At 72.1% G+C, this 13740-nt stretch carries 13 protein-coding genes; 6 read left to right on the top strand and 7 right to left on the bottom strand.

Going from position 1 to position 13740, the window contains the following annotated elements:
* Positions 1 to 90: 90 nt before the first annotated feature.
* Entirely contained in the window at positions 91 to 606 is a 516-nt protein-coding gene (locus AB0Q90_RS29600; protein WP_363158619.1) for a hypothetical protein, read from the bottom strand.
* Complete coding sequence (locus tag AB0Q90_RS29595; RefSeq protein ID WP_363158620.1) at positions 603 to 2285, bottom strand: PHP domain-containing protein; 1683 nt, start codon at positions 2283 to 2285, stop codon at positions 603 to 605. The genes AB0Q90_RS29600 and AB0Q90_RS29595 overlap by 4 nt, the downstream gene beginning before the upstream one ends.
* A 224-nt stretch (positions 2286 to 2509) precedes the next feature.
* On the opposite strand from AB0Q90_RS29595, the gene AB0Q90_RS29590 reads away from it, so the two are divergent.
* On the top strand, positions 2510 to 3829 hold the full coding sequence (locus tag AB0Q90_RS29590; protein WP_363158621.1) for a jacalin-like lectin: 1320 nt from the start codon (positions 2510 to 2512) through the stop codon (positions 3827 to 3829).
* 48 nt (positions 3830 to 3877) lie between these two features.
* Here AB0Q90_RS29590 and AB0Q90_RS29585 read toward each other — a convergent pair whose 3' ends face one another.
* Both AB0Q90_RS29585 and AB0Q90_RS29580 read right to left on the bottom strand, forming a co-directional pair.
* Positions 3878 to 6190 (bottom strand): FtsX-like permease family protein, encoded by a 2313-nt coding sequence (locus tag AB0Q90_RS29585; RefSeq protein WP_363158622.1) that lies wholly within the window; start codon positions 6188 to 6190, stop codon positions 3878 to 3880.
* On the bottom strand, positions 6187 to 6894 hold the full coding sequence (locus AB0Q90_RS29580) for an ABC transporter ATP-binding protein (protein WP_363158623.1): 708 nt from the start codon (positions 6892 to 6894) through the stop codon (positions 6187 to 6189). The genes AB0Q90_RS29585 and AB0Q90_RS29580 overlap by 4 nt, the downstream gene beginning before the upstream one ends.
* 78 nt (positions 6895 to 6972) lie before the next feature.
* Here AB0Q90_RS29580 and AB0Q90_RS29575 point away from each other — a divergent pair, with 78 nt between their 5' ends.
* From AB0Q90_RS29575 to AB0Q90_RS29560, 4 genes are read left to right on the top strand one after another with little or no spacing between them, the layout of a single operon-like run.
* Entirely contained in the window at positions 6973 to 7869 is an 897-nt protein-coding gene (locus AB0Q90_RS29575; RefSeq protein WP_363158624.1) for a histidine kinase, read from the top strand.
* Entirely contained in the window at positions 7866 to 8531 is a 666-nt protein-coding gene (locus tag AB0Q90_RS29570) for a response regulator transcription factor (RefSeq protein ID WP_363158625.1), read from the top strand. Before AB0Q90_RS29575 ends, AB0Q90_RS29570 begins: the two co-directional genes overlap by 4 nt.
* Before the next feature lie 49 nt (positions 8532 to 8580).
* Positions 8581 to 9165, top strand: a complete 585-nt coding sequence (locus AB0Q90_RS29565; RefSeq protein ID WP_363158626.1) for a TetR/AcrR family transcriptional regulator — start codon at positions 8581 to 8583, stop codon at positions 9163 to 9165.
* Complete coding sequence (locus tag AB0Q90_RS29560; protein ID WP_363158627.1) at positions 9158 to 9958, top strand: alpha/beta fold hydrolase; 801 nt, start codon at positions 9158 to 9160, stop codon at positions 9956 to 9958. The genes AB0Q90_RS29565 and AB0Q90_RS29560 overlap by 8 nt, the downstream gene beginning before the upstream one ends.
* Here the strand turns inward: AB0Q90_RS29560 and AB0Q90_RS29555 are convergent.
* Both AB0Q90_RS29555 and AB0Q90_RS29550 read right to left on the bottom strand, forming a co-directional pair.
* On the bottom strand, positions 9939 to 10700 hold the full coding sequence (locus tag AB0Q90_RS29555) for an isocitrate lyase/phosphoenolpyruvate mutase family protein (protein WP_363158628.1): 762 nt from the start codon (positions 10698 to 10700) through the stop codon (positions 9939 to 9941). The genes AB0Q90_RS29560 and AB0Q90_RS29555 overlap by 20 nt on opposite strands.
* A 46-nt stretch (positions 10701 to 10746) precedes the next feature.
* On the bottom strand, positions 10747 to 11118 hold the full coding sequence (locus AB0Q90_RS29550) for a VOC family protein (RefSeq protein ID WP_363158629.1): 372 nt from the start codon (positions 11116 to 11118) through the stop codon (positions 10747 to 10749).
* An 81-nt stretch (positions 11119 to 11199) separates the two neighbouring features.
* Here AB0Q90_RS29550 and AB0Q90_RS29545 point away from each other — a divergent pair, with 81 nt between their 5' ends.
* Positions 11200 to 12591 (top strand): hypothetical protein, encoded by a 1392-nt coding sequence (locus tag AB0Q90_RS29545; protein ID WP_363158630.1) that lies wholly within the window; start codon positions 11200 to 11202, stop codon positions 12589 to 12591.
* Between the two features lie 2 nt (positions 12592 to 12593).
* Here the strand turns inward: AB0Q90_RS29545 and AB0Q90_RS29540 are convergent, their stop codons facing one another.
* The gene (locus tag AB0Q90_RS29540; protein ID WP_363158631.1) at positions 12594 to 13709 is read right to left on the bottom strand and encodes an endonuclease NucS domain-containing protein; all 1116 of its coding nucleotides are present in this window, start codon (positions 13707 to 13709) and stop codon (positions 12594 to 12596) included.
* Between the last annotated feature and the right edge of the window lie 31 nt (positions 13710 to 13740).

Raw genomic sequence — 13740 nt, 5'->3', positions numbered from 1 at the left:
TCCTCGGCCGCACCGTCAAGGGCTCCAGCATGCGGCCGACCGGACACCGGGCCGAGTACATCCGCCCGGTGTCCGCTCGGGGAGGTGGCTTCAGTGGTCCGCGCAGCACGGCGTCGGTTCGGGCACCTCGAAGGGGACGAGGGTGCCACCGACGGCCGGCATGGCGGTCAGGACGAGTGCGCCGTCCTGCCACTGCGGACGTACGTGGTCCCGGGTCAGCAGCCGGGTCTCCGGGGCCGGCCGGCCGGGCGCCCCGAGCACGGTCACGCGGTCGATCGCCGAGCGGGCAGGCACCTCCGCGAGGGCCAGCGTGCCGGTGAGCGCGGTGACGCCCGGGTAGATCACCGCCCGGCCCACCGCGTCGGGGACGCCGGGCGTCACCGCGTGGCCCCGGGCCGTGAGCCGCTCCCGGGCGGTGCGCAGGAGCGGCTCCGACGGCAGCGCGAGGGAGAGGGCCACCCGCGGCCGGTCCCCGCGCACCAGGTGCGTGCAGCCGAACGCGCCCTCGGGGAGGTCGAGTTCGGCCGCCAGCATGTGCAGCAGATGATCCGCCGCACGCAGGTCCCTCAGCCCCGGGTCCAGGGTGAGGGCGTACGAGGAGGTCACGACGGCAGGACCCACACCGGGTTGGAGTAGAACCACAGGTCCACCCACGGGTCGGCGTCACCGACGACGTCGATGGCCGGGCCCGCCGGGTCGACCGCCGCGCCCAGCGCGCCGACGGCGGACCGGTTGCCGTCGGTGCCGCGCAGCCGGACGTACAACGGCCGGTCCACACGGCCGAGTTCGTACGTCAGGCGCACGGTGCCGGACGCCTTGTTCACCTCGTACGACTTGACGACCTTGGCGGTCGGCGCCGCGAAGGTGTCCTTGTCCGCCGCCGCGCCCGTCACATCGCCCTGGATGACGTCGACGCGCGCCAGCTTCGGCAGGAAGCCCGCCCAGTTGGGGCCGCCGGCCAGCGCGATGTCGACGGTCAGCGTGACGTTCGTGCCCTTGTGCACATGCAGCGCCCCGCCCAGCGTGGCCCAGCGGCTGCCGCCGGAGACACGGACGTCGAGGCCGCTGATGAGCTGCCCGTGGTCGACCCAGATCCGGCCGGCCCGGATGCCGTCCATGACGGCGGCGTAGGAGAAGCCGTCGGAGCCGACGTGGGTACGGCTGTACTGGCCGGGCCAGTAGTCGCCCTGGGTGACGTCGATCTTCCCGCCGTAGACCGGGTCCTCGTACCGGCCGTTGGCGTTGAAGTCGCTGTTCGGGCCGCGCACGGCGGTGTCGGCGTAGACCTGGTGGGAGTCGGAGTTGGCGGTGATCCACCAGGGCTTGCCCTCGGCGAGGAGGCTGTCCCACAGGCCGCCGACGGTGGCGGTCATCCAGTCGAAGCCACCCCAGGTGCGGTAGCTCTCCGGCGGGTAGCCGGCAAAGGAGTTGGCGCTGGGGTTGTTGTCGTAGATGCCGCGGGCGCGGGCCATGCCGAGCGGCGTGGGCAGGCCGGCGGCCTGGTGGCCGGGGGCGCCCTCGAAGCCGACGGCGATCTGCCGGTCGGCGCCGGTCGCGTCGCGCCAGCCGCGGATCTCGTGCGGGGAGTCGACGCCGCGCCGCGCGGGGTGGTTGGCGAGCATCAGCGCGTCCTTGACCTTGCGCCGCTGCACCTGCTCCGCGAGGAAGTTCAGGCCCGCGATGGCGAGGGCCTCGTTGGCGGGCGTGGAGTCGGAGGCGCCCTTGACGCTGCCGTCGTAGTCGGTCTCGAACTGCTTGAGGACGGAGACCTCGTTCTGGCCGGGGTGGACGAAGACCGTGCCGTGCTCGGCGGCCGGGATGTTCCACTCCAGGCCCTGGAAGACGAGGGTGTCCTCGTACGCGTCCCGGGCCTCGCGGATGTCGGGGTTGACCTTCTCCACGCCGATCTTGGCGTGCGTGGCGCTGCCGTGGTCGGTGATGACCAGCCAGTCCATGCCGTGCTTGGCGCCCTGGCGGACCTGGTCGACGACGCGGTACTTGCCGTCGCTGCTGTACTGGGTGTGGATGTGGTGGTCGCCGGCCAGCCACAGGAAGCCGCCCGTTCTACGGCCGCCGGTGGCGGCAGCGGCGGGGGTCTGCGGGGTGAGGACGCTCGCGGCGGCGAGGCCCGCGCCGAGGAGCCCGGCCCGGCGCAGCAGGGTGCGGCGCGACTGCTGCTCGGGGGTCAGGGCCTCGTCGGGGACGGAGGTGTCGAAGGCGGCGGGCAGCGCCGACGCCGGCTCGTGATCGTGCCCGTGATGGTGGTGGTGATGTCCGTGCCCCATGAAGTGCCTCCTGGTACCGCTGCCTTCCGCGACGCGAGCACGCCGCGTGTGGAGGATCGAGGCGAAACATGAACGTTGAACGACCGCGGGGTGAGCAGCGGGCGGCCCGGGCGCGGCCACTCGCACCGGCACTCACTGTTTTCCCAAGTGCCCTTGTCCGTCACACTGGTTGACCCTGAACCTGAGCGTTGCTCACGTTCCCGTCCTCCGGAGACACCCCCACCATGAGACGACTCCTCGGCACCCTCACAGCCGCCGCCCTGGCCCTGACCGGCCTCGCCGCCACCGGCGCGTCCCCCGCGTCGGCCGCGACGTCCGGCACGTTCAACGTCCTGACCTACAACATCGCGGGCCTCCCGCTCGGCCTGGGCGACAGCGACCCGGAGACCAACACGCCGCTCATCGGGCAGCGGCTGGCCCCGTACGACCTCGTCAACGTGCAGGAGGACTTCAACTACCACGCCTCGCTGTACGCCAACGACACCCACCCGTACCGCACGCCGACCAGCGGCGGGGCGGGCTTCGGCGACGGCCTGAACACGCTGTCCGACCGCGCCTTCGAGGACTTCCAGCGGGTCGACTGGACCGACTGCACCAACGCGGACTGCCTGACCCCGAAGGGCTTCACCCTGGCCCGGGTCCGGCTGGCCGAGGGCGTCTTCGTGGACCTGTACAACGTCCACACCAACGCCGACACCACGGACGCGGCGCTCGCCGCGCGCCGCGCCAACATCGAGCAGCTGTCGGACTTCATCCAGGCGAACTCCTCGGGCAACGCCGTGATCGTCATGGGCGACACGAACACGCGGTACACGCGCGCGGGCGACAACATCCGCACGCTGATCTCCGAGAACGGCCTCAACGACCCGTGGGTGGACCTGGTCAAGGGTGGTACGCCGCCCGCGCAGGGGAGCGACGCGCTGGTCTGCGACGCCGCCGCCCCGACGGACGACTGCGAGGTCGTGGACAAGGTCCTGTACCGGGGCAACGACCTGGTGTCCCTGGACGCCACCCGCTACCACAACGAGTGGGCGTCGTTCCTGCGCTCCGACGGCGAGCATCTCTCCGACCACTTCCCGCACACGGTCGACTTCTCCTACACCGTCAACTCCTCGCTGCGGGCGAGCGACTTCTTCGGCGGCCCGCACGGTACGGCCTTCAACGACGCCGACGACCTGCCGGGCACCCCGTCGCCCCGCACCCTCACCCTGCGCGGCGCCGCCCGCCTGGACGCGGTGTCGCTCACGCACGACGGCGGTACGACGCTGAGCCACGGCGGCACCGGCGGCACCGCGGCCTCCCTGACCCTCGCCTCCGGCGAGCACCTCACCTCGGTGAAGCTGACACAGGGTCAGAAGGACGGCCGTACCCGGATCTTCTCGGCGGCCTTCGCCACGGACAAGGGCCGGACGCTGTCCGCCGGTACGGCCACGTCGGACGCAAGGACCTTCACCGCACCGGCGGGCTGGCAGATCGTCGGCTTCACGGGACGCTCGGGCAGTGAGATCGACAAGCTGGGCGTGCTGTACGCGCCGATCCGCTGAGCCGGGAGGGGGGCCGGGGCTGCACCGCCCCCCGGCCCCCCTCCCCCGTCACTCGCTGCGCAGCACCTCCGCAACCGTCAGCCGTGCGGCTCGCCGTGCCGGGACGAGGGCGCCGAGTACCGCGATGGCCAGGCCCGCGAAGGCCAGTCCGGCCAGGGACGGGGCCTGCCAGACGTCCGTCATGTACGGGGGCAGGGTGATGTCCACCGCGTCCGCCATCCGCGGGACGACGAGTTCGTAGCCCGCCATGCCCAGGGGGACGCCGAGTAGGGAGCCGACGGCGCCGAGGACGGCCATCGAGGTCACCGTCATCGTCGTGACCTGGCGCGGGGTCATCCCGATGGACTTCAGCATGCCCAGGTCCCGGCGCCGGTCACGGGTGTTGAGGACGACCGTGTTGAAGACGCCCAGGCCGGAGACCAGCGCGAGCATCAGGGTGAGCGCGGTGGCGGAGCCGATGATGGTCTGGGTGACCGTGTTGGGGCCCCGCGGCACCGGGTTGACGCCGGAGTCGGCGTCCGCCGCCGCACGTGCGTAGGCGGCCGGGTCCGTGCCGTCGTCCAGCTTGACGTGGTAGGCGATGGGCTTCTCGCGGGGGGCCAGGGTCGTGAAGGTCGACCAGTCGACGACGACCATGCGGGCGTCGCTCGCCATGTACTCCCCGACGACCTGCACCTTCTCGGCCCGGTCGCCCTTCTCCAGCCGGAGGCGGTCGCCGACCCGCACACCGTTCTGCCGCAGGAAGGCGGACCCGGCGACGATCTCTCCGGGGCCGCGCGTCCAACGCCCCTCGGTGAGCACGCTGTCCAGACCGATCCTGTCGCCCCGGTGGGCTTCGATCATCACCTGGTTCACGGAACCCGCCATGCGGGCCTCGATGTCGGCGCGGGCGGTGACCTCGCTCGCGCCCGGCAACTCGGCGAGCAGACTCTGGAGTTGACGGTCACTGTGCTCTGGGCGCAGCTCCTTGCCGTCCTTGTACTTCCCCATGTACACGGTGACCTGGTAGGCGTCGCGACCCGCGCTGCCGAACCGGTCCATCGTGGTCGCGAGGCCGGTCGCGAAGGTCACGGTGGTCACGCCGAGGACCACGGCGGCCAGCGTCAGCGCACTGCGCCCCGGCCGGGCGAACGGCAGCCCCGCGCCCAGGCTCAGTGCGCGCGGCAGGCGGCTGCCGGCCAGCCTGCGCTGGAGACCCAGGGCGCGCCCGGCGCGGGGCGCGCTGCCCGCGCTGATCGCCCGGGCCGCCGACATCCGGTGGGCGCGTACGGCGGGCGCGAGCGCGGCGAGGACACAGACGGCGGGCATGCCGAGCAGGGTCACTGCGTTCACCCAGGGCGCGACGGAGACGCTGTCGTGGAAGACCCCAGCGTCGGGCCCGGAGAAGACGAACTCGAAGAAGGGGCGCGCCAGCGCGTTGCCGAGTGCGGTGCCGAGCGCGCAGCCGAGCACCGCCGGGACGGAGATCATCGTGAGGTAGACGGCGACGACCTGTCCGGGGGTGAAGCCCAGCGCCTTGAGCACGCCGATGTGCCGGAACCCGGAGATCACCGCCCCGCTGACCACATTGCCGATGATGAGCACCGCCACGGCGATGCCGAGGATGCCGAAGGCCATCAGGTACGGGGTGTAGGCGCGGGCCGAACTGCTCACCTGCTCCTTGAGCGTGAGGTAGGACCGGGAGGCGGTGAGCGCGTCCGCCGGAAGTCCGTCGGTGACCGCGGCCAGCTCCGCGCGCAGCCGGTCCTCGCTGCCCGCGTCGTCGAAGCGGAACAGCATCTGGGTGGTCCTCGGGTGCAGGGCCTCGATCTGCTCGGGGGCGACCCACGCGTCCGCGGTGCGGCTGAGGTCGGCGGCGAAGCCGACGACGGTGAGGGTCGGACCGGAGGGGATCTCGATCTTCTTGCCCAGGTCGTCCGGGAGCCAGTCCGCGTTCCGGTTCACGACGATCTCCCCGGGCCGGGTGGCCCAGCGGCCGGCCCATACGTCCAGCCGGTCCACCGGGCCGCCGGGTTCGGCGCGGCCGACGACCGTGATCTCGGCGCCGAGCCCGAACTCCATGGATCTGGAGTTGAGTTCGACCGAGGCCTGGGCGAACGGCCCGGCGACCGCCTCGACCCCGGGCCGGTCGGCCGCGCGGGACAGCCGGTCGTCGGAGACCGCCGCGGGGTCGAAGGCGGCCACGACATGGGGGCCGCGCTGCTTGCCGAAGGCCTTGTCGAACGGGGCGGAGGCGGCGTCGAGCAGCCCGAGCGCCACCACCAGCGCCACCGTCGAGGTCAGGGTCACCAGCGCGATGACGACCGTCTGGAGTCTGCGCCGCCGTACCGCCGCGCGGGCGGCCCGCCACACGGCCCTCATACGGACGGCTCCAGGGTGTGCTCGCCGGTCACCCGGCCGTCGGCGAACTCGACGAGCCGGCTGGCGCAGCGCCGGGCGAGGTGCTCGTCGTGGGTGACCAGGATCAGCGTCTGGCCGATCTGGTTGAGGTCGATGAGCAGGTCCATCACCTGCTCGCCGGCGCGGCTGTCGAGGGCGCCGGTCGGCTCGTCGGCCAACAGCAGGGCGGGCCGGTTCATCAACGCCCGTGCCACGGCGACGCGTTGCCGCTCGCCGCCGCTGAGCACCGCCGGGTAGGCGTTGCGGCGGTCGGCGATGCCGAGTTCGTCGAACAGCTCCAGGGCGCGGCGGCGGGCCTGCCGGGCCGGGGTGCCGGTCAACTGGGCGGCCAGGGCGACGTTGTCGAGCGCGGAGAGATCGTCGAGGAGGTTGAAGAACTGGAAGATCATGCCGATGCGGCGGCGCCGGTAGAGGGATAGGCCCTTCTCGCTCAGCTCCCCCACGTTCTCGCCGTGCACCACAATCGAGCCGCCGGTCGGCCGGTCCAGCCCGGCGATCATGTTCAGCAGGGTGGACTTCCCGCACCCCGACGGCCCCATCACAGCGACGGCCTCCCCCGCCGTGATCTCCAGCGACACCCCGTCCAGCGCGGTCGTCTCCCCGTACTCCTTGCGCACACCGTCGAGCCGTACGACGGCCTCTGCCCTGCTGACTTCTGTGACCATGGGCAGGACGCTAGGGGCAGTCCGGGGGCCGGGACATCCCTCCCGGGGTGGCACCTCACCCGGCTCCTCATCCTGGGGATGCAGGTCCTGGGCCTGTGGGCCGATGCGGCCGCGGTGATCGTCTGCCAAGGTGGAGCCGTGTGGGACTGGGAGACGAACGGGCTGGTGGCGGCGTGTGCGGCCGTGGTGGGGCTGGCCGTGGCCCTGGTGCGGACCCATAGGCGCTGGCAGCGGGCCGTGGGCGAGCGGGGCTGGCTGCTGGAGCGGGAGCGGGAGAGTGCCGCCCAGGCCGCGATCGCGGCCGAACGGGACCGTATCACAAGGGAGTTGCACGACATCGTGAGCCACAACGTCAGCCTCATGGTGGTGCAGGCGGGGGCCGCCCGGGAAGTACTGGCCACGATGCCGGACGAGGCCACGGCGGCCCTGCGGGCCGTGGAGGACGCCGGGCGCGGCGCGATGACCGAACTGCGGCACCTGCTGGGCGTGTTGGCTCCGTCGCCGGACGGCGAGGACACCGACCCGGGCCCGGCGGGCGAGGTCGTGGACCTGACCCCGCAGCCCGGCCTGGACCGGCTCGGCGCGCTCGTCGACCGGATCTCCTTCGCCGGGCTCCCCGTCGAGGTGCGGATCTCCGGCGAGGTGTGCCCGTTGCCGGAGGGCGTGGACGTGACCGCCTACCGCATCATCCAGGAGGCGCTGACCAACGCGCTGCGGCACGGCGACGGCGGCAAGGCCGAGGTCACCGTGCGCTACGCGGAGCACGCGCTGCGCGTGGAAGTGCTGAACACCGGCCCGAGCGTGCTGACCGGCGGCACCCCGCCCCGACCGGCACCGCGGCTGCGCGAGGGCACGGGCCGCGGCCTGCTGGGCCTGCGGGAGCGGGTCGCGGTCTACGGCGGTGACCTGGACGCCCGTCGACGTCTCGGCGGTGGCTACCGGGTCCGGGCGCGTATCCCGCTGGACCGCCCGTGACGGCGCCCCGGGTGCTCGTGGCCGACGACCAGACCCTGATCCGGACCGGCTTCCGGCTGATCCTGACCGCACGCGGCATCGAAGTGGTGGGCGAGGCCGCGGACGGTGTGGAGGCGGTGTCCCTCGCCCGCGAACTCCGCCCCGACGTGGTCCTGATGGACATCCGCATGCCGAACATGGACGGCCTGGAAGCCACCCGCCGCATCCTCCAACAGCTCCCGGACTGCCGGGTGTTGATGCTGACCACCTTCGACCTCGACCACTACGTCTACACGGCCCTGTCGATCGGGGCGAGCGGCTTCCTCCTCAAGGACGTCACCCCGGAGCATCTGGCCGCGGCGGTACGCCTGGTGGCCACCGGCGACGCCCTGCTGGCCCCCTCCATCACCCGCCGCCTGGTGGAGCGCTTCGCGACGCCCGATCCCCCCTCGGTCCCCACCGACCTGTCCGCCCTGACCCCCCGCGAGCTGGAGGTCCTCACCCTGATGGGCCGCGGCCTGTCCAATACGGAACTGGCCGGCCATCTCACCCTCAGCGAGGCGACGGTCAAGTCCCACGTCGCCCGCATCTTCGCGAAGCTCGCCCTGCGCGACCGCGCCCAGGCGGTGGTACTGGCGTACGAGACGGGGCTGGTAAAACCGGGCGGATCTCCGAGTTCCTAGATACCCTAGGCCAGCGGCTAGCACCCACAGGAACCTCGGAGGTCGCCCCATGCCCCGCGCAGGTCTCACGCCCGACCGCATCACCGCGGCCGCCGCCGAACTGGCCGACGAGGTGGGCTTCGAGCGGGTCAGCCTGTCGGCGCTGGCCCGCCGGTTCGGCGTGAAGGACGCGAGTCTGTACTCGCACGTGCGCAACCTCCAGGACCTGCGCACCCGGCTCGCGCTGCGCGCCGGGGCGGAGCTGATCGACCGGATCGCGGTGGCGGTCGCGGGGCGGTCCGGGAAGGACGCGCTGACCGCCTTCGCGGGCGCCTACCGGGAGTACGCCCTGCAGCACCCCGGCCGGTACGCCGCCACGCAGATCCACATCGACCAGGCCCTGGTGGCCGACGCCCCGGCCCTGCGCCGCACCGCCGAGATCACCTACGGCATGCTCCGCGGCTACGGCCTCGACGAACCCGATCTCACCGACGCCGTACGCCTGTTGCGCGCCACCTTCCACGGCTACTGCGCCCTGGAGTCCACCGGCGGCTTCGGCGCCTCTCGCTCCGTCCAGGCCTCCTGGGACCGGGCGGTCGAGGCCCTGCACATCACACTCGAACACTGGCCACGCCAGGAGAGGGACCATGACTGACACACTGCACTACGACGTCCGCGGCAGCGGACCCGCGCTCCTCGTCATACCGGGCGGCGCCGGCCACCCGATGGGCCTGGAGCCCATGACGGAGGCGCTCACCGACCGCTTCACGGTCATCACCTTCGACCCCCTCGGCCTCGCCCACGGCCGCCTCGGCCTGCCCGTCCCCGAGCAGCGGGTGCCGTCGTGGAGCGACAGGGCACGACGCGTGCTCGACGAGGTGCTGCCCGAGGGCGAGGAAGCGAACGTCCTCGGCACCAGCGCGGGCGCCGTCGTGGCGCTCGACCTGCGCGCCCGGCATCCGGAACGGCTGCGGCACGTCGTCGCGCACGAGCCCCCGTGCGTGGGGTTGCTGCCCGACGGCGCCCGGCACCAGGCCATGTTCCGCGAGGTGCACGACACGTACCGCGCGAACGGACTCGCGGCGGCCGCGGCCCGTATGACCGCGGGACTGGCGGAGCGACAGCCGGACCAGCTCCCTGAGGGCGAACCGCTGTCGGCCGAGGAGGAGTTGACCAATCCCATGGTGCTCTCCCTCACCCGGGTCCTGGTCCCCTTCACGGCCCACGTTCCCGACCTGGCCGCTTCCCCCCGGCTGACCGTCGCGGCCGGAACGGACTCCCGCGGCCAACTCCTCTACCGTACGGCCGAGTTCATCGCGGACCACGCGCAGGCCGACTTCGTGGAGTTCCCGGGCGGGCATCTCGGCATCATGGAGCACCCGGCCGAGTTCGCCGACCGCCTCGCACGGACGCTGAGCGGCGAGCCGGTCACTCCGGCCGGTACGTAAGCGTCTGTACCTCGTCGTACGTCGGTGTCGCACCGCCCGGCGTCCGGCCGGCCCGGATCTCGGCGAGTGTCTCGACGGCCGCCCCCAGCGCCCGCCGGTACAGCAGCGAACCGAGGCTGACCCGGCGGACGCCGAGGTCGGCGAGGTGCGGGAGGGTCGGGCCGGTGGGCGAGTAGAGGAGGTTGAGGGGGGCGTCGAGGCGCTTCACCAGGGCGGCGATCCGTACGGGATCGGTCAGCCCGGGGACGAACACGCCGTCGGCGCCCGCCTGTTGGTAGACGTCGAGGCGCCGCAGGGTGTCGAGCTCGTCCCCCTCCCCCAGCCAGTACGTGTCGGTGCGCGCGTTCACGAAGAGGTGCGGTGCGGCCTGCTTGACGGCGGCGATCTTCGCGGCATGCCGGCCGGCGGACCCCAGTCCGTCCTCCAGGTTGATGCCGACGGCTCCGACGGCCGCCAGCTGACCCGCGAACTCGCCCACGGCGTCCGGGTCCTCGCTGAAACCGCCCTCCGCGTCGACGGAGAGCAGGAAGGGCCCGCCGCCGAGCACCAGGGCGAGCCGAAGCGTCTCGTCCCGGGTCGCCGAGGCCCCGTCCGGCAGCCCCGCCGCCGCGGCGACGCCGAGGCTGGTGGTGCCGACGGCCGGGAAGCCCTCGGCGGCCAGGGCCAGGGCGGAGGCGTGGTCCCAGGCGTTGGGCAGGAGGAGGGGCTGTTCGGCGTGGTGGAGGCGGGCGAAGGCAGTCATGAGGGGACGATAGGCGGCCTTCCCTTCGGCCCCCGCCGAAGAGTGTTCAGCCCGCCGCCCGCTCCGCGGCGCTCCGCAACACACAGAACTCGTTGCCCTCGGGATCGGCCAGGACCGCCCACCCCGTGCCGTCCGGGTTGCGGCAGTCGTCGAACAGGGTGGCGCCCAGGGCGAGCAGGCGGTCGACCTCCTCGTCGCGGGTGCGGTCCTCCGGCTGGAGGCAGAAGTGCAGCCGGTTCTTGACGGCCTTGGCCTCGGGCACCGTCACGAAGAGCACCCGCGCCTCCTCGATCAGCACCTCCTCGTCCCCGGGCTTGTCGTCCTCGTGCACGGGCAGGCCCAGGACCTGGGACCAGAAGCCCGCGAGTCCATAGGCGTCGGTGCTGTCGATGGTGGTGTGCCGGATCAAGGAAGTCATGCGCGGGATTCTCACGCGCTGCGGGCGTCCCGGGCAACGCGATAACGGCAACCTTCCCACCCCCGGCGGCAACCACGAGGCATGACAACTGCACGACGCACGACGCCGACCCGCCACCGCCGGATCCGCGCGGCCCGCAAGCCCGCCGTGGGCGCCCTCGCGGCCGCCGGACTGCTCGCCGGGGCGTGGTACGCGACCGCCGGCGCGGCGACGACGTCCCCGACCCTCGCCGTGACGACCACCTCGGTCACCCTCCCGGCCAAGTTCCCCTATCTGTCGGCGGGTTACAACAACACACGGGAGTGGACGCGCACCGCGACGGCGACGGCCCCGAACGGCACCCTGCGCGTCGCCTGGCCCGCCTCCGACGGCATCCACGTCACCCCGTTGACCGCGGCCGGAAAGCGGTCGGGCACGGACACGGTCGTCAAGGGCGCGAAGGAGGTCGGCGGCCTGGTCGCGCACGACGACGGCTTCGCCCTGCTGACCCGGGTCTCCGACACCAACAAGTGGAAGGAGACGGCGGCGGCGATCGTCCGCTACACGGGCGGCAAGAAGACCTGGACGACAAAGCTCACGGGCACCGCCACGAACGACACCGCTCCCCTCCTGGACGGCCAGCTCACCTGGAACGGCACCAAGTACGGCGCCTACTTCGTCGTGCACGGCGCGGGCGGCTTCGCCGACGGCCACTTCGGCGACAAGCTGTCGTACCTCAGCGCCAAGGGCAAGAAGCTGAGCGGCGGCTGGAGTTGGGGGTGCAGCCACAACGAGGGCATCGCCCTGCACCCGGAGAAGACGGGCGCCTTCACCTCCCTGTGCTTCGACGACTGGCGTTCGGGCCTGTTCGTCTCGACGGGGATCGGCGCGCCCGACACCGCCCCCGTCGTACAGCGCGAGCAGTGCTGGGCGGGCTACTGCGGCGGCACGTATCCCGGCCGCACCGGTGACCTGGTGAAGTCCTCCACCGGCCGCTACGCCACCGCGTTCGCCTCCCGCGGCGCCGCCTCCGCCGCGAAGAACCCGGACGACGCGAGCGGCCGCGGCTGGACGGTCAAACCGAAGACGGCCACACACCAGGTGGCGGTCGCCTTTATGAAGAACCGGAACTCAGGACCCGGAAAAGCCGTCTATCTGTCGAACACCAAGACCACCGAACATGTGAATGTACGGCTCGCCCCGTACGGCAAGGACCGGCTGCTGCTCTCCTGGGAGTCCCTGAAGGACGCCAAGTGCGCGAACGGCACCTGCACCGGCACCTTCACGGGCACACATTTCCGGCTCATCGACTGGAACGGCACGTTCCGGAGCGCGGACAAGGTCGTGAGCGCGCGTATCACGGGCGACATAGCGGTCCAGAAGAACGGCACCTTGACCTGGGCATACGTCCCGGTGACCCCGTCGTACGCGAAGGCCCTCACGGGTGCCTCCCCGACGTCGACGAAGCTCCGGATCGCACGGCTGGCACCCTGAGCTCAGTCGACGCCGAAGTGCCGCGACACCTCCTCGATGGTGAACCTCGCACGCAGCTTGCAGGCGGAGTTCTGGTTGGCGAAGAGTCCCGCCCGCCAGAACGCCTGAGGGCGCGGCACGGTCTGGTTCCACCGCACCGGAACGATCCACTCACGAACATCCGCAGCCCCGTCCGTGAGTGGATCGGCCGGCTCGTCCCCAGCCCGGTAGCGGCCCTTCAGAGGAAGCTCTGCCATGCGCCGCGGCTCGCCGTCGAAGGTCAGAACGGCCTCGTCGAAGGGCTGCGGCGCACCGGACACGGTGCCGACCCCCACGTAGCCCGACTTCGGTATGTGGGTAAACACCCGGGCCTGGAGCGGGAGAGACCGCAGCGTGCGCGAGAACCAGTCCCCGCCGCCCGCCGAGACAAAGCCGTAGCTCCTGGCGTCCTCCCAGCTGCGGTGGCCGGTGTCGTCGTCGCCGAAGGAGACGTACCAGTCCGTGCCGTTCCACGGCTCCCGCTTGCCGCGGCCCTTAGGGCCGGTGAGCGGGGCGGCCGACTCAGTGTCCTCGCCCAGCCAGGCGCGCGCCAGGTACGAACGGCCGTCGTCCTCGAAGTAGCGGAAGAACAGGACGTTGATCGGTACGTCGTAGCCCGAGGCGAGATACGTGACGATGCGCTCGGTCGCCGCGTCCATCTCGCCCGCGACGACGGTCAGCGTGTGCGCCCCGTTCAGCGCCTCGGGCGGGCTGCCGCCGAACTCCCGGGCGAAGACCTCGTCCAGTTCCTCGGGCAGTCCGCGGCGGCGTGCGTACGCCGCGTAGATCTCCCGCACCTGTTCGTTGGTGAGGTGCTGCACCCACGACCCGTAGTCCAGGACCTGTGCCACCACCTCCCTGGGCGTGCGGTCTCGTTTGAGCTCCAGGATGTGCAGCCCGCCCTCGGCATCCAGGCCGAGCAGGTCGACGAACTTGCCGTGATCAGTGGGCACCTGTCGCCCGATGAGCAGCAACGGCCGACCCAGGATGGCCGGTTCGGCCTCGATCAGATCCTCCAGCCGCGCTTCGAGCGGCATCGCCGGCGCCGTCACCCGCGCCGGCCGGCCGTCCACCCGCCACAGCCCGAATTCCAAGGGCACGCTCGTCCTCCCAGGTCGATGTCCGCAGTTC

It is taken from the genome of Streptomyces sp. NPDC079141 (assembly GCF_040686775.1).
GTDB lineage: Bacteria > Actinomycetota > Actinomycetes > Streptomycetales > Streptomycetaceae > Streptomyces.
The sequence above is the reverse complement of the archived record's forward strand: the minus strand, read 5'-3'. Positions and strand labels throughout refer to the sequence as shown.